12 protein-coding genes are annotated in these 16165 nt (G+C 69.5%); 7 read left to right on the forward strand and 5 right to left on the reverse strand.

What is annotated here, in order from left to right; genetic code table 11:
• Position 1: 1 nt before the first annotated feature.
• Both KDK82_RS27925 and KDK82_RS27930 read left to right on the forward strand, forming a co-directional pair.
• Positions 2 to 733: a CoxG family protein gene (locus tag KDK82_RS27925; RefSeq protein ID WP_013803610.1), complete on the forward strand. Its 732-nt coding sequence runs from the start codon at positions 2 to 4 to the stop codon at positions 731 to 733.
• Between the two features lie 254 nt (positions 734 to 987).
• A complete protein-coding gene (locus KDK82_RS27930) occupies positions 988 to 2058 on the forward strand; it encodes an XdhC family protein (protein WP_088166778.1) in 1071 nt (356 codons plus the stop codon).
• On the opposite strand, the gene KDK82_RS27935 is transcribed toward KDK82_RS27930, so the two are convergent.
• A complete protein-coding gene (locus KDK82_RS27935; protein WP_088166779.1) occupies positions 2055 to 2441 on the reverse strand; it encodes a nuclear transport factor 2 family protein in 387 nt (128 codons plus the stop codon). The two genes, KDK82_RS27930 and KDK82_RS27935, sit on opposite strands and share 4 nt — an antisense overlap.
• A gap of 421 nt (positions 2442 to 2862) precedes the next feature.
• Between KDK82_RS27935 and KDK82_RS27940 the strand changes: the two genes are divergently transcribed.
• From KDK82_RS27940 to KDK82_RS27955, 4 genes are all read left to right on the forward strand, one after another.
• Positions 2863 to 4479, forward strand: coding sequence for an efflux RND transporter periplasmic adaptor subunit (locus KDK82_RS27940; protein ID WP_088166780.1), 1617 nt, complete (start codon positions 2863 to 2865; stop codon positions 4477 to 4479).
• 46 nt (positions 4480 to 4525) lie between these two features.
• Positions 4526 to 7663, forward strand: coding sequence for an MdtB/MuxB family multidrug efflux RND transporter permease subunit (locus KDK82_RS27945; RefSeq protein WP_088166781.1), 3138 nt, complete (start codon positions 4526 to 4528; stop codon positions 7661 to 7663).
• 345 nt (positions 7664 to 8008) lie between these two features.
• Entirely contained in the window at positions 8009 to 11170 is a 3162-nt protein-coding gene (locus KDK82_RS27950) for a multidrug efflux RND transporter permease subunit (RefSeq protein ID WP_088166782.1), read from the forward strand.
• A gap of 23 nt (positions 11171 to 11193) precedes the next feature.
• A complete protein-coding gene (locus KDK82_RS27955; RefSeq protein ID WP_088166783.1) occupies positions 11194 to 12693 on the forward strand; it encodes an efflux transporter outer membrane subunit in 1500 nt (499 codons plus the stop codon).
• A gap of 3 nt (positions 12694 to 12696) precedes the next feature.
• Here KDK82_RS27955 and KDK82_RS27960 read toward each other — a convergent pair whose 3' ends face one another.
• Positions 12697 to 13062, reverse strand: coding sequence for a hypothetical protein (locus KDK82_RS27960; protein ID WP_088166784.1), 366 nt, complete (start codon positions 13060 to 13062; stop codon positions 12697 to 12699).
• Between the two features lie 13 nt (positions 13063 to 13075).
• Between KDK82_RS27960 and KDK82_RS27965 the strand changes: the two genes are divergently transcribed.
• A complete protein-coding gene (locus KDK82_RS27965; RefSeq protein ID WP_088166884.1) occupies positions 13076 to 13849 on the forward strand; it encodes an ATP-binding cassette domain-containing protein in 774 nt (257 codons plus the stop codon).
• A 24-nt stretch (positions 13850 to 13873) separates the two neighbouring features.
• Here the strand turns inward: KDK82_RS27965 and KDK82_RS27970 are convergent, their stop codons facing one another.
• The 3 genes from KDK82_RS27970 to KDK82_RS27980 are packed head-to-tail and all read right to left on the reverse strand — an operon-like array spanning position 13874 to position 16132.
• Positions 13874 to 14686: a LytTR family DNA-binding domain-containing protein gene (locus KDK82_RS27970; protein WP_088166785.1), complete on the reverse strand. Its 813-nt coding sequence runs from the start codon at positions 14684 to 14686 to the stop codon at positions 13874 to 13876.
• Position 14687: 1 nt separating this feature from the next.
• Entirely contained in the window at positions 14688 to 15776 is a 1089-nt protein-coding gene (locus KDK82_RS27975; RefSeq protein WP_088166786.1) for a sensor histidine kinase, read from the reverse strand.
• 29 nt (positions 15777 to 15805) lie between these two features.
• Complete coding sequence (locus tag KDK82_RS27980) at positions 15806 to 16132, reverse strand: 2TM domain-containing protein (RefSeq protein ID WP_088166787.1); 327 nt, start codon at positions 16130 to 16132, stop codon at positions 15806 to 15808.
• Positions 16133 to 16165 lie beyond the last annotated feature (33 nt).

Consider the following 16165-nt stretch of genomic DNA (forward strand, 5'->3'; position numbering starts at 1 on the left):
CATGGAAATGCAAGCCAGCCGTTCCCTTGCCGTCAGCCAGCAGCAGGCCTGGGAGGCGCTCAACGATCCAGAAACGCTCAAGGCCTGTCTGGCCGGCTGCGACCGCTTCGAACCCTTGGGCGATGACCAGTACGCCGTGGGCATGGCGGTCAAGGTGGGGCCGGTATCGGCCAAGTTCAGCGGCAAGGTCACGCTGTCCGACATCACGCCGCCCGAGCGCTACCGCATCGCCTTTGAAGGCCAGGGCGGCGTGGCCGGCTTCGGCAAGGGCGAGGCAGACGTCACCCTCACCCCCGAGCCCGCTGACGCCGCAGGCCAGCCGCGCTGCCTGCTCAGCTACAGCGTGCAGGCCCAGGTCGGCGGCAAGATCGCCCAGCTGGGCCAGCGGCTGATCGACGGCGCCGCGCGCAACATGGCCGACGACTTCTTCGCGCGATTCGACACGCTGATGCAGCAGCGCCACCCGCGCGCGCCGGCAGCGCCTACCGATGCAGGCGACACCGCCGACCTGTCCCACCTGCCTGCCGGCCTGGCCGATGAAACCGGCCACATCGAGCCCACCGTGGACGCCCAGGCCTGGGAGCACGACGCCGCAGCCGGCGTGGCCACGCCGCTGGATGCCGCACCGGCCACCGAGGCCGAGGAACGCTCGCGCCGCGCCATCCCGCTGTGGTGCTGGGGGCTGGCCATCGTCGTCGTGCTGGGTGCCGGCTGGCTGCTTTCGCGGTACTAGGGCGCTCCCCCTGAGCGGCTGCGCCGCTTCCCCCTCTCTCGCTTCGCGGGAGGGGGACGACGCCCTCGCCGCGAGGCGGCTCTTGCTCGGCGTCTCTGGCCTCAGATTTGTTGTGGCTTCTATGCTTCGCCCTGCGCTACCAAGCCCTTTTTACATGCTGCTGCACCCTTCTTGATGCAGAGAGACAATAGCCGCCGAAAAACGCCAGGCGCCCAGCTGCACAGGCAAGCCAGGTGCCGGCGTGGAGATTTGCAATGGAAAACCTGGATGTTCATGTTCTGCGCCACCTCGCGCAATGGCGCGCTCAGGGCGAGCGCGCTCTGCTGGCCACGGTGGTGCGTACCTGGGGCTCGTCGCCCCGGCCCATCGGCTCCATCATGGCGCTGGGGGCCTCGGGCGCCGTGGTCGGCTCCGTGTCCGGCGGCTGCATCGAGGACGACCTGATCGCCCGCTACAGCCACGCCTCGGACGCCGACGCCCTGCGCGACGGCGCGCCCCGGCTGCTGCGCTACGGCGTCAGCGCTGACGAGGCCCACCGCTTCGGCCTGCCCTGCGGCGGCACGCTGGAGCTGCTGCTCGAATTCAATCCAGACGCTGCTGCGCTGCAGCAACTCGTCCAATGGCTGGACGAAGGCCGCATGGTGCGGCGTACCGTGGACAAGACCACGGGCCAGGTCGTCCAGCAGGTCAGCGACGCGCCCGAGCCGCTGGTGCATGCCGGGCAGCAGGTCGCCAACAGCTTCGGCCCCGAGTACCGCATGCTGCTCATCGGCGCAGGCCAGCTGTCCGAATACCTGGCCACCATGGCGCTGTTCAACGGCTTTGCGGTCACCGTCTGCGACCCGCGCGAGGAATACAGCCGCCACTGGAGCGTGGCCGGCGTGCAGCTGTCGCGCGAGATGCCCGACGACCTCGTTCGCACCATGCGCGCCGATGCGCGCACCTGCATCATCGGCCTCACGCACGACCCCAAGCTCGACGACCTGGCCCTCATGGAAGCCCTGGAATCCCCGGCCTTCTACGTCGGCGCCATCGGCTCGCGCCGCAACACCGCCCTGCGCCTGCAGCGCCTGAGCGATCACTTTGGCCTGGGCGACGCGCAACTGGCGCGCCTGCGCGGCCCCATCGGCCTGTACATAGGCAGCAAGACGCCTCCCGAAATCGCCGTCAGCATCATGGCCGAGGTCCTGGCCGCCAAGAACGGCGTGGCCCTGCCACGCGGCATGACCGTGGAAGAAGGCAAGCTCGCCGCAGCCCAGCCCCCGCAGCCGCTGGAGGATGACGGGCCCGAGGGCATCAAGCCCCTGGTGTGTGGGGTGGGTTAGACCACCGCATGGAAGGCCTTGTTGGCAATCTTCCAACCGGCTTCTGTTTTAAGCAGTACGAAGTAGTCGATGAAGGTGATGGCGCCGTGCACCAGGGTGATCCTGGCGCTGGCCGCCGTGCCGCCGATGTCGATGGCGTCGATGCTGCGGCGGCGCGTGGCCTCGTCGGCGGCGGGCTGGCCCTTGAAGCGGGCGCAGTAGGTGTCGATGTCCCAGGAGGTCAGCGGGCCTTCGCGCACGCTTTCGATGCGGGCGGTGGGCATGAAGGCGGCGCGCATGTGGGCGCTGTTGTCCTCGGCATGGCCGCGCATGTACAGCTCCAGCGGCACGCGCACGGCGGCTTCTTCGGGGTGGTCGGTCAGGCGTGGGTTGGCAGTCGTCATGGTGTTCTCCTGGGACGGATGGATGGCGGCCTGCGCTTGCAGGCCTGCGGCCGCGCATCGTAGCCACAAGCGCGGGGGGCAGTCCAACGGGGGGCGAGGCGCGGCCCGCGCCGGGGTGCGGTGCAATGCCTTGTTTTCAATGGACTTTTCGGCCGATGCGCCCCGCATTGGCCGTGCCTGGGTCAACAGTGTTTTGAGCGCCGTGCCCTGTCTGAGACCCTGCCGACGGGTGCTCGACCTGTTCCGAAAACGCCCTGGTCAGAGCGGGTAAAGCCGGGGTAAAGCGGGGGTAATGCCTGCGTAAAACGGCGATCTGCCTCGTTTTGGAGAGCATGGGACTGGCTACCATAGCCGCATCCGCCGCCGTTCCCTGTTCTGGGGCCGGACCCACGGTTTCCTCCCACGACTTCCCGCAGTGACCATGAAACGCCTGTCAAGCAGCCCCTTTGTTGCAGATGCCCACGGCGTACGCCAGCGCGGCCGGGTACGGCCCGCCCTGATGTGGGGCGTGGTGGCCCTGGCCCTGGTGGCGGGGGGCGGGCTGTGGTGGTGGAACAAGCGGGCACCGGCGCAGGGCGAGCAGGCCTCGGCCGGTGCGCCCGGCCCGGGTGGCGGGCGTGCGGGAGGCGGCCGGCGCGGCCCCGGCGGGCCGGGTGGGCCTGGCGGCCCCGGCGCCATGGGTGCCCAGGCGCAGCCGGTGTCCGTGGGCGTGGTGGAGCGGCGCGACATGCGCGTGCTGATCAGCGCCATCGGCACCATGAACCCGCGCGCCACGGCCGTGGTGCGCGCCAAGGTGTCGGGCGAGTTGCTGCGCCTGCATTTCAAGGAAGGCGACGAGGTCAAGGCCGGCCAGCTGCTGGCCGAGATCGATCCGCGCAGCTTCCAGGCCAGCTTCAACCAGATCCAGGGCACGCTGCAGCGCGACCAGGCGCTGCTCAAGAACGCCCAGCTGGACCTGCAGCGCTACAAGGAGCTGCAGGCCCAGGATTCCATTGCCGGCCAGCAGGTCGATACCCAGGCTGCGCTGGTGCGCCAGTACCAGGGCACGGTGGCCGCCGACCAGGCCCAGGCCGATGCGGCCAAGCTGCAACTGAGCTACACGCGCATCACGGCGCCCATTGCGGGCCGGCTGGGCCTGCGCCAGGCCGACCGGGGCAATGTGGTCAATCCTTCGGATGCCAACGGCATCGTCACCATCACCCAGGTCAAGCCCATCGACGCGGTGTTCTCCGTGCCCGAGGCCCATGTGGGCACGCTGGCGCGGCGCCTGGCCGAGGGCCGCGAGCTGCCCGTGGAGCTGTGGGATCGTGACCTGAAGCAGCAACTGGGGCGCGGCCGCCTCAATGCGGTGGACAACAGCATCGACATCGCCACCGGCACCATCAAGGCCAAGGCCGCTTTCGACAATGCCGAGGGCCGGCTGTTCGCCAACCAGTTCGTCAACGTCAAGCTGGAAGTGGACCGGCTGGAGCAGGCGCTGACCGTGCCGACCACGGCCGTGCAGAACAACTACGTCTACCTGGTTCAGGAGGATGGCACGGTGACGCAGCGGCGCATCGCCGTGGGCGTGACCGATGGCGACCGGGTGAGCGTGAAAGGCGAACTCAAGCCTGGCGAGCAGGTGGTGGTGGACGGCATTGACCGCCTGCGCGAAGGCGCCAAGGTCACGGTGATCGAGCCCGACAAGGTGCAGAAGGTGGACCAGGCCGTGCAGGATGCCTCCGGCCAGCCGCGCGGCATGCGCAACCTGCCGCCCGATGTGCGCGCCAAGCTGGCGACCATGAACCCCGACGAGCGCAAGGCCTACCTGCAGAAGCTGCGTGCCGAGCGCGGTGGGCAGCGCAATGGGGGTAACGGTGGCAGTGGCGGTAACGGCGGCAACGGCGGCAACGTGACCGCGCCGGCGGCCGAAGGCTCCGCGCCCGCAGGCCAGTCGCCGGCACCGTCGCCCGGATCGCCCCAGCCTTCGCCCGGCCCGGCACCTGCCGCGCCCTCTGCGCCTGCTGCCCCGGCGGCTCCCGCTCCGGCCGGGCGCTGAGCAGCGCCCCGGCACCTGAAGACTGCAAGCCCTTCCAGGCGGCCCCATGAATCTTTCCCGCATCTTCATCCTGCGACCCGTCGCCACCTCGCTGCTGATGGTGGCGGTGCTGATCGCCGGCCTGCTGGCCTACCGGCTGTTGCCGATTTCGGCCCTGCCCGAGGTGGACTACCCCACCATCCAGGTCACCACGCTGTACCCCGGTGCCAGCCCCGACGTGATGACCTCCAACGTCACCGCGCCGCTGGAGCGCCAGCTCGGCCAGATGCCGGGGCTGTCGCAGATGTCGTCCACCAGCTCGGGCGGCGCCTCGGTGATCACGCTGCGCTTTGCGCTGGACATGGCCATGGACGTGGCCGAGCAGCAGGTGCAGGCCGCCATCAACGCGGGCTCCAACCTGCTGCCCAGCGACCTGCCCATGCCCCCGCTGTACAGCAAGGTCAACCCGGCGGACGCGCCCATCCTCACGCTGGCCATCACCTCGCCCTCGCTGCCGGTGATCCGCGTCAACGACCTGGTGGAAAACCGCCTGGCGCCCAAGCTCTCGCAGGTCAACGGCGTGGGCCTGGTGGCGATTGCCGGTGGGCGCCGGCCTGCCGTGCGCATCCAGGCCAACCCGACGGCGCTGGCCGGCCTGGGCATGACGCTGGACGATGTGCGCACCGCCATCGCCGCCGCCAACGTCAAGCAGGCCAAGGGCGGCTTCGACGGCCCGGCGCGCGCCTCCACCATCGATGCCAACGACCAGCTGCAGTCGGCGGCCGAGTACCGCAACCTCATCATCGCCTTCAAGAACGGCCTGCCCGTGCGCCTGTCCGACATCGCCCAGACCGTGGACGATGCCGAGAACACGCGCCTGGCCGCCTGGGCCGGCACGCCCGAAGGCGGTTCGCGCGCAGGCGTGATCCTCAACATCCGGCGCCAGCCCGGCGCCAACGTGATCGAGACGGTGGACCGCATCAAGGCGCTGCTGCCCCAGCTCAAGGAGACCCTGCCGGCCTCGCTGGACGTGCAGGTGCTGACCGACCGCACGGTGACCATCCGCGCCTCGGTCAACGACATGCAGCTGGAGCTGATGCTGGCCATCGCCCTGGTGGTGGCGGTGATCTTCGTCTTCCTGCGCAGCGCCTCGGCCACGCTGATACCGAGCTTTGCCGTGCCGCTGTCGCTGATCGGCACCTTCGGCGTGATGTACCTGGCCGGTTTTTCCATCAACAACCTTACGCTGATGGCGCTGACGATCTCCACCGGCTTCGTGGTGGACGATGCCATCGTGATGATCGAGAACATCGCGCGCTTCGTGGAAAAGGGCGAGCCGCCCATGCAGGCCGCGCTCAAGGGCGCCAAGCAGATCGGCTTCACCATCATCTCGCTGACGATTTCGCTGATCGCCGTGCTGATCCCGCTGCTGTTCATGGGCGACGTGGTGGGGCGGCTGTTCCACGAGTTCGCCATCACCATGGCGGTGGCCATCCTGATCTCGGCCGTGGTCTCGCTGACGCTCACGCCCATGCTGTGCGCACGGCTGCTGCGCCACCAGCCCGAAGGGGCCGAGGAGGAAAAGCATGGCCGCCTGTACCACGCCACGGGCCGCTTCTTCGACCGCACCATCGCCGGCTACGGCCGCATCCTCACCTGGGTGCTGGACCGCCGGGGCCTGACCTGGATCGTCTTCCTGGCCACGCTGGCCGTGACCGTGCTGCTGTACTTTGCCGTGCCCAAGGGCTTCTTCCCGGACCAGGACACGGGCACCATCCAGGCCACGACCGAGGCCGACCAGTCCATCTCGTTTGCCGCCATGGCCGAGCGCCAGCAGGCCCTGGCCGAGCTGCTGCTCAAGGACCCGGCCGTGCAGAGCATCTCGTCCTTCATCGGCGTCGATGGCAGCAACACCACGCTGAACACGGGCCGGCTGCTGATCGACCTCAAGCCCCACGGCCAGCGCGATGGCGTGCCCGCCGTGCTGCGCCGCCTGTCCGACGATGCGCTGCAGATCCCGGGCATACGCCTGTACGCCCAGCCCGTGCAGGACCTGACCATCGAGGACCGCGTGGCGCGCACCCAGTACCAGCTGCTGATGTCCTCGCCCGACATGGCGCAGCTGACCACCAGCACCCAGGCCCTGGTCGAGCGCATGCACGACCTGCCCGAGCTGGTGGACGTGGGCAGCGACCTGCAGGACCAGGGCCTGCAGGCCTTCGTGCAGATCGACCGGGCCCAGGCCAGCCGGCTGGGCGTGACGGTCTCGGCCATCGACACGGCGCTGTACAACGCCTTTGGCCAGCGGCTGATCTCCACCATCTTCACGCAGTCCAACCAGTACCGCGTGGTGCTGGAAGTGGCGCCGCAGTTCAAGATCGGGCCCGAGTCGCTGCAGGCCATCTATGTGGCCTCCAGCGCGGGCGCGCCCGTGCCGCTGTCCTCGGTGGCCACGGTCAGCGAGCGGCCCATGGCCCTGGCCGTGAACCATGTGGGCCAGCTGCCCGCCGCCACCATCTCGTTCAACACCGCGCCCGGCGTGTCGCTGGGCCATGCGGTCAAGGCCGTGCAGGACCTGATGGCCCAGCTGCGCACCGAGGGCCATATGCCGCTGTCGGTGGATGCCGCCTTCCAGGGCGCGGCCCTGGCCTTCCAGGCCTCGCTGTCCAACACGCTGCTGCTGGTGCTGGCGGCCGTGATCACCATGTACATCGTGCTGGGCGTGCTCTATGAGAGCACCATCCACCCGGTGACCATCCTGTCCACGCTGCCCTCGGCCGGCGTGGGCGCGCTGCTGGCCCTGCTGCTGGCGGGGCTGGACCTGGACATCATCGCCATCATCGGCATCGTGCTGCTGATCGGCATCGTCAAGAAGAACGCGATCATGATGATCGACTTCGCGCTGGAGGCGCAGCGCGAGGAGGGGCACACGCCGCGCGAGGCCATCTACCAGGCCTGCCTGCTGCGGTTCCGGCCTATCTTGATGACGACTTTGGCTGCTTTGCTGGGGGCCTTGCCGTTGATGCTGGGGACGGGGGTGGGCAGTGAGTTGCGGCATCCGTTGGGGGTGACGCTGGTGGGGGGCTTGCTGGTGAGTCAGTTGCTGACTCTGTTCACTACGCCTGTGATTTATTTGACGTTTGAGGGGTGGGCGCAGCGGTGGCGGGATCGTCGGGGTGCTTCTTCGGAGCAGGCCCATGCTTGAGCTTGATCTGCGCTTTTGGCTGGCGCCGCTGGCCGGGGTTCGGCCCGGCGGCCGACCTACTTTCTTGTCGCGCGACAAGAAAGTAGGCAAAGAAGCGCGCCCCACTGCCCGCGACCCCTTCGCTTCGCTGCGGGGCCACCTGCGTCGTGGCGCTTGCGGGGTTCGCCGTGAAACTCACTTCGCGCTGGCGCGCTGCGTTCAGACAATCACGGCGAGCCAGATGACGAAGCAGTCCTGTCCTTCGGCAGGACTGCAACCCCGCAAGCACCACGACGCAGGCGCGGGCAGAAGGGGAGTTTGCTCGGGCCATCGCTTCGCTCGGCCTGGGATTTTTGGGGCTGGATCATGAGCCAGCTTTCCAATCTCTCTGCGCCGTTCATCTTCCGGCCCATTGCCACCATGCTGATGACCATCGGCCTGGCGCTGGCGGGGGCGGTGTCGTATTTCCTGTTGCCGGTGGCGCCGCTGCCGCAGGTGGACTATCCGACGATTTCGGTGTCGGCCAGCCTGCCGGGTGCAAGCCCGGACACCATGGCTGCCACGGTGGCGACGCCGCTGGAGCGGGCGCTGGGGGCGATTGCGGGGGTCAATGAGATCACGTCCAGCTCCAGCCTGGGCAGTACGCGCATCACGCTGCAGTTCGATCTGTCGCGCACGGTGGACAGCGCGGCGCGCGATGTGCAGGCCGCCATCAATGCGGCGCGCACGCTGCTGCCTTCGGGCATGCCGGGCAATCCTACGTATCGCAAGGTGAATCCGGCCGATGCGCCGATCATGATCCTGGCGCTGACGTCCAGCGCGCTGACGCGCGGGCAGATGTATGACGCGGCGTCCACCGTGCTGGCGCAAAAGCTCTCGCAGGTGGAGGGCGTGGGCCAGGCCTCCATCAGCGGCGGGGCTCTGCCGGCCGTGCGCGTGGAGCTGGACCCGGTGAAGCTGGCGGCCAATGGCGTGTCGCTGGACCAGGTGCGTACCGCCATTTCGGCCACGAATGCCAACCGGCCGCTGGGCGCGGTGGAGCGCGAGGACCATTACTGGCAGGTGACCGCCAATGACCAGGCCCGCGTGGCGGCCGACTATGCGCCGCTGGTGCTGCGCTGGAGCAATGGCAATGCGATCCGGCTGCAGGACGTGGCCGATGTCACGGATTCGGTGCAGGACGTGCGCAACTACGGCGTGGCCAATGGCAAGCCCGCCATCCTGCTGCAGATCTTCAAGCAGCCCGATGCCAACATCCTGGAGGCCGTGGCGCGCGTGCGTTCTTTGCTGCCGCAGCTCAAGGCGTCCATCCCCGAGGCCATCGATCTGACCATCGTGTCCGACCGCACGCCCACGCTGCGCGCCTCGGTGGTGGAGGTGGAGCGGGCGCTGTTGATCGCCGTGGCGCTGGTGATCCTGGTGGTGTTCCTGTTCCTGCGCAATGGCCGGGCCACGCTGATTCCGGCCGTGGCCGTGCCGGTGTCGCTGGCGGGCACGTTCGGCGTGATGTACCTGGCCGGCTACACGCTGGACAACCTGTCGCTGATGGCGCTGACCGTGGCCACGGGCTTTGTGGTGGACGATGCCATCGTGGTGCTGGAGAACGTGATGCGCCACATGGAGCGCGGCAAGACCGCGCTGCGCGCGGCGCTGGACGGGGCGCGCGAGATCGGGTTCACCGTGGTGTCCATGAGCCTGTCGCTGATCGCGGTGTTCGTGCCCATCCTGTTCATGGGCGGCATCGTGGGGCGGTTCTTCCGCGAGTTCGCGGTGGTGATGTCGGCGGCCATTCTGATCTCGATGGTGGTGTCGCTGACCACCACGCCCATGATGTGCGCGGCGCTGCTTCGGCCGCAGCGCGTGCCGCAGCCGGGCCGGTCGCGCAATGGCCTGCAGCGCGCCTGGGACCGCTTCGGCGCCTGGGTGGGCCGGGCCGAGCGGCGTGCCATGTCCGGCTACCGCGCAAGCCTGGCCTGGTGCCTGCGCCACCAGCCGCTGGTGCTGCTGGTGCTGGCCGGCGTGGTGGCGCTGAACGTGCACCTGTACATGGCCATCGACAAGGGTTTCATGCCCAGCCAGGACACGGGCCGCGTGATGGGCTTCATCCGGGCCGACCAGTCCACCTCCTACCAGGCCATGGAGCAGCGGCTCAAGCGCTTCCTGTCCATCGTGCAGGAAGACCCGGCCGTGGAGTACGTGACGGGCTTCACGGGCGGCGGCCAGCGCAATGCGGCCAACATGTTCATGTCGCTCAAGCCGCTTGCCGAGCGCAAGGTGTCTTCCGACGAGGTGATCAACCGCCTGCGCGACAAGCTCAAGAACGAGCCCGGCGCGCGGCTGTTCATGGTCACGCAAAGCGATATCCGCATCGGCGGTCGGCAGAGCTCGGGCTCGTACGACTACACGCTGCAGGCCGACGACATCCAGGACCTGCGCACCTGGGAGCCGCGCATCCGCCAGGTGCTGTCGCAACTGCCCCAGCTCACGGACGTGAACAGCGATGTGTCCGACTTCGGCCTGCAGACCTCGCTGGTGATCGACCGCGACGCGGCCACGCGCCTGGGGCTGACGGTGGCGCAGATCGACGGCACGCTCAACAATGCCTTCGGCCAGCGCCAGGTGGGCGTGATCTACAACCCGCTCAACCAGTACCGCGTGGTGATGGAGGCCGCGCCCCGCTACCTGCAAAGCCCAGAGACGCTGCGCGGTTTCTTCTTCGTGAACAACCAGGGCGTGCAGGTGCCGCTGACCTCGTTTGCGCGCATCACCACCACCAACACGCCGCTGGCCGTGAACCACGACCGGGGCACGCCGGCCAGCACCATCAGCTTCAGCCTGGCCGAGGGCGTGGCGCTGTCGGACGCCAGTGATGCCATCCGCGCGGCCGTGGCCGAGCTGGGCGTGCCCGTGTCGGTGCGCGGCAGCTTCAGCGGCACGGCCGGGGCCTTCCAGCAGGCGCTGTCGGGGCAGCCGCTGCTGATCCTGGCGGCCATCATCACCATCTACCTGGTGCTGGGCGTGCTCTATGAGAGCCTGGTGCACCCGTTGACCATCCTGTCCACGCTGCCCTCGGCCGGCGTGGGCGCGCTGATGGCGCTGATGCTGTTCAAGACGGAGTTCTCGCTGATCGCGCTGATCGGGGTGATTTTGCTGATCGGCATCGTCAAGAAGAACGCCATCATGATGATCGACTTCGCGCTGGAGCGGCAGCGCGCCGGCCATGCCACGGCCGCCCAGGCCATCTACCGCGCCTGCGAGCTGCGGCTGCGCCCCATCCTCATGACCAGCCTGGCGGCCATCTGCGGCGCACTGCCGCTGGCCCTGGGCCGGGGCGATGGCGCCGAGCTGCGCCAGCCGCTGGGCATTGCCATCGTGGGCGGCCTGATGCTGAGCCAGCTGCTCACGCTCTACACCACGCCCGTGGTCTATGTGCTGCTGGACAGGCTGCGCCAGCGTGTCATGGGCCTGCGTGGCCGCGTGCAGGGCAAGGACCGTGGCACCCCTGTGCCAGCCGCATCACCCCAGTGAACCGAATCCGAAAGCCCAAGCTGATGCAGTTCAAGACACTTCACTCCCCGGCGATCTGGCTGGCCGCCGCGCTGCTGGCCGGCTGCTCCACGCAGAGCGCCTACCAGCGCCCCGCACTCGAGGTGCCGGCCCAGTTCAAGGAAGCCACGCCCGAGGCGGCCGAGGCCGGCATCTGGCGGCCCGCAGATCCGTCGCGCGCGCAAGTGCCCGACAACTGGTGGGAGCTGTTCGGCGACGAGCAGCTCAACCGCCTGCAGCAGCAGGCCGCCACCGGCAACCAGAGCATTGCCCAGGCCGCCGCGCGCCTGCGTGCCGCGCAGGCGGCCGTGGCCAGCAGCCAGGCCGGGCTGTTCCCCACGCTGGGCAGCACGGCCGGCGCCACGCGCTCGCGCAGCGGCGGGGCCTCCGGTGCATCAGGCACGGGCGGCAACACCGGCAGTAGCGGCAGTAGCGGCAACATCTCGACCAACTACTCGCTGGGCCTGAACGCCAGCTGGGAGCTGGACCTGTGGGGCCGCGTGTCGGGCACGGTCAGCGCCAGCCAGGCCAGCGCCCAGGCCAGCAGCGACGACCTGGCCGCCGCGCGCCTGTCGGCCCAGGCATCGATCACGCAGACCTATTTCTCGCTGCGCGCGGCCGATGCCAGCGTGCGGCTGCTGCAGGAAACGCTGCAGGGCTACGAGCAGAGCCTGAAGCTCACCAACAACCGCTACCGCGCGGGCGTGGCCTCGTCGGCCGACGTGGCCCAGGCCGAGGCGCAGTACAAAAGCACCCAGGCCCAGCTCATCGAGGCACAGACCAGCCGCGCCCAGCTGGAGCACGCCCTGGCCGCGCTGCTGGGCCTGCCGCCGGCCGCCTTCAGCCTGGAGGCCGGCGCCGAGCTGCCGCCGCCGCCCGAGGTGCCGGCCATGCTCTCGTCCCAACTGCTGGAGCAGCGCCCCGACATTGCTGCGGCCGAGCGCCGCGTGGCCGCCGCCAACGCCCAGGTGGGCGTGGCGCGCGCGGCCTTCTTCCCGGCGCTCACGCTGTCGGCCACGGCCGGCTACCGGGGTGCATCGCTGTCCAACCTGGTGAGTGCGCCCAACCTGTTCTGGTCGCTGGGCCCGTCGCTGGCGCTGGCGCTGTTCGACGGCGGCGCGCGCACGGCGGCCGTGGAGTCGGCGCGTGCCTCGCTGGACCTGGCCGCTGCCACCTACCGCCAGACCGTGCTGACGGCGTTGCAGGAGGTGGAGGACAACCTGGTCACCGCATCCGCCTTGGCGCGCGAGCAGCAGGTGCAGGTCGAGGCCGTGGCCGCCGCGCAGAAGGCGCTGGATGTCGTCAACAACCAGTACCGCGCGGGCACGGTGGCCTATCTGAATGTGCTCAGCGCCCAGACCACGGTGCTGTCGGCGCGGCGCAGCCTGATCGATGTGCGCAACCGGCGGCTGGCTGCCGTCAACACCTTGCTCAAGAACGTGGCCGGGCGCTGGCAGCCGCTGGGGCCGGCCTCCGTGCAGGGGCCGCAGGCTGTCGCGCGCTGATGTTCAGTCCTGCAGCTCGAAGGCCTGGCGCAATGCTTCGCCGAAGGCCGCGCTGCCGCTGATCGACAGGTTCACCGTGGTGCGGCCATCCCCGGCCGCCACGGATTGCAGGCGCACCGTGGTGGCATCGAAGCGCCAGGCCAGCGGCTGTCCGCCGTCGTCCTGGGCCTGCAGTTCGTAGTCCCAGTCGCCCCCTTCCTCGATGGGGCCGCGCCGGCCCTTGAAGCGGCGGTGCGCCCAGGCCAGCAATTGCTCCACCTCGGCCGCCAGCGCCGGCACGCGCGTGGCGGGCACGCTGGCCATGGCGTCCCAGCAGCCCGTGCCTTCGTCGTCTTCGCTGTAGTCGAAATCCAGGTAGTCGAGGGTCATGGTGGCGGTCCGCATGCGTAGTGCGTGGTTGGAAAAGGGAAAGCCCGGCATTGTGCCGCGTGCACAATCGCCCGCATCGCAGAACCGGAAAGACATTCAGATGGACACCGCACAGCAATCGATGGCGCCCCCGATGGTGAGCGCGCAGGCCCTGCGCTTCGGGCAGCCGGGCCTGCTGCTGTGGGATGGTGCCTCGCACGACTGGCCCGTGGGCCTGTGCCTGGTGCGCGGCGGCGAGGGCTGCGGCAAGACCAGCCTGCTGCAAATGCTGGCCGGCCAGTTGCCCTTGCAGGGCGGGCGCCTGGTGTATCCGCAGCAGCCGGACCCGTCGCAGCGCCCCGCGCTGTTCTGGCGCGACCCGCGCGCCGAGCTGTCGAATGCCGAGCGCTCCCGGCCCGCGCAGGAATGGGTGCAGGACCAGCGGCAATTGCACCCGGCGTGGAGCGAGGCGGCCTGGCAGGCCCATGCCGACGGCCTGGGCCTGGAGCCCCACCTGCACAAGCCCCTGCTGGCCCTGTCCACGGGCAGCCTGCGCAAGCTGTGGATGGCGGCGGGCTGGGCCAGCGGCGTGCCGCTGCTGCTGATCGACGAGCCACTGGCCGCGCTGGACCGGGGATCGATCGACCATGTGCAGCGCACGCTGGCAGGGCTCAACCATGCGGGACAGCAATCGGCCCCCGTGGCCGGGCATGGCCCCCGCTGCGTGATCGTCGCCCACTGGGACGAGATGCAGGGCGTGGCCTGGGACGACGTGCTGGACCTGCCCGATCAGCCGCCGCTGCGCTGACGGAGCCGGCGTCTACATCGCCACCTACATCGCCTTGAACCGCTGCGCGTAGAGGCGGCTCACGGCCAGTTTTTCCGCTCGCTCGCGCAGCTGCAGCCACAGCCGGCCGGCCTCGTCGCGCTGGGCGTTGGCAATGGCCGCCGCACGCACCACCGTGCCACGGTGCACCTGCCAGAATTCCTCGGCGTCCAGCCGGGGCAGCAGCTCCTTGAGCGGCGTGCGCACCAGGTACTCATGCGAGGCCGTGAGCACGCGCACGTACTTGTCGGCCGCCTCGAAATAGACGACGTCGTGCACGGGCACCATCTGGATCTGCGTGCCCACGCCGGCCTGGATCATCTGCAGCGGCGTCTCGGTGGCTGTGGTGGCGGGGGCCGTGGCACCGGCCAGGTGCCGCAATTGCTCCAGCGCCTGCGCCAGCGCAGCGCCGGCCGGGGCCGCCGTGCGCTGGGCCAGCAGCTCGCGCAGGCGCTGCACGCTGCGCGCCAGCCGCTCAGGCTGCACGGGCTTGAGCAGGTAGTCCACGGCCTGGGCCTCGAAGGCGTCCATGGCGTACTGGTCATAGGCGGTCACGAAGACCAGGATGGGAAACGGCTGCGCCTCGGGCCAGGCGTCGGCCAGTTCGGCGGCGGCCTCCAGGCCGCTTTGGCCCGGCATGCGGATGTCGAAGAACAGCACATCAGGCTGCAGCGCCAGCGCCTGCCGGGCAGCACTCAGGCCGTCGCCCACCATGGCGGCAATCTGCAGCTCGGGCCAGGCGCGGGCCAGGGCCTGGCGCAGGTCCTCGGCCAGCAGGGGTTCGTCTTCGGCGATCAGGGCGCGGGGGGAGGAGGTCATTTCAACCGGCGTTGGCAATGGTGATTTTGGCTAGCGTGCCGCCTTCGGGCAGGGCGGCCAGTTCGAAGTGCGCGGCGTCGCCATAGCGGCTGGCCAGGCGTTCGCGCAACTGGGCCGTGCCGAAGCGGCTGCCGGGCAGGGCGGGCGCACCGGAATCCAGGCCCATGCCGTTGTCGGTCACGGTCAGCTCCAACGGGCCGCCGTCCATGCGGCGCGCACGCACGGCGATATGCCCGCCTTCCAGCTTGGGCTCCAGTCCGTGGCGTATGCAGTTTTCCACCAGGGGCTGCAGCAGCAGCGGCGGCACGGGTACCTGGGCCAGGTCCTCGGGCAGGTCCAGCGTGTATTGCAGGCGCGGGCCCATGCGGATGGACATCAGCGCCAGGTAGTCGCGCAGGCGTGCGAACTCTTCGCCCAGCGCATGCTCGGTGCTGCGCGAGCCGCCCAGCGTGGCGCGCAGGTAGGCGATCAGATGGTCCAGCATGGCCTGGGCGCGCTGCGGGTCGCTGGCCACCAGCACGCGCAGGTTGGCCAGGGTGTTGAACAGCATGTGCGGCTCCAGCTGGGCCTGCAGCAGGGTGAGTTTGGCCTCGGCCGCCTGGCGGCGGGCCTGCTCGGCCTGCATCTGCAGGTGGCGCGAGTAGCCCAGCAGGAAGAAGGCCAGCGACATCACCGTGCTGGCGACGATGGTGACGGCCAGCGGTATCCACAGCCGGTGCATCAGGGCCGTGCTGGCGTCGGGATCGGCCCATTGCCTGTAGGCCGTGCCGATCAGCGACCCGATCACAAAGCCCGTCACGATGCCCGCCACCACCAGCGCGGCGCCGCGCCAGCCGCCGGGCCAGGGAATGTCCTGGCCCCGCGTCAGGCGCCAGCGGCCCAGTTCGATGGTGAGCCAGCTGGTCAGGCCGATCGACAGCGAATAGATGAGGTTCACGTCCCAGCGGCCGTGGTTGCTCAGGCTGAATGCGGCGGCAATCAGGGCGCAGGCCGAGGTCGTTGCGATGCCGTGGCGCAGCAGCGTGGTCCGTTCCACGATGTGGCCCTGTGCGGCCCGCTGGGATGGGGCGTTGGATGCGAGGTCGGGCATGGAGAGCAATGGTAGTCCCATGGCGTCGCTCAGCGGGCGCGGCCCTGGCGTGACTGCAGCGCCTGCCGCTCGCGCTCCACCATGCGCCCGTGCCAGCCGTTGCCCGGCAGGGCCAGCCAGACCACGGCCCCGTGGATGGCCAGCCCCAGGCCCCAGCCCAGGGCCGGGAAGATGGCCCAGTGCCTGCCCTGGGACAGCGACAGCGCCGCCAGCCCGAGGTTGACCAGCACATAGACGCTGGCGTGGATCATCCAGCCCATCTTGGCGCCTGCGCGGCGGCGCGCCATGCGCTCCAGGGCATCGTCGTCGTGGCGGGCAGAGGGATCGAGGGGATCAAGGGGATCGAGGGTGCGCATGGGAAGTTCTCCATCAGGGGAAGGAAAGCGGCT

The sequence above is a fragment of the Delftia sp. K82 genome (assembly GCF_002193035.1).
GTDB classification, from domain to species: Bacteria; Pseudomonadota; Gammaproteobacteria; order Burkholderiales; family Burkholderiaceae_C; genus Comamonas; species Comamonas acidovorans.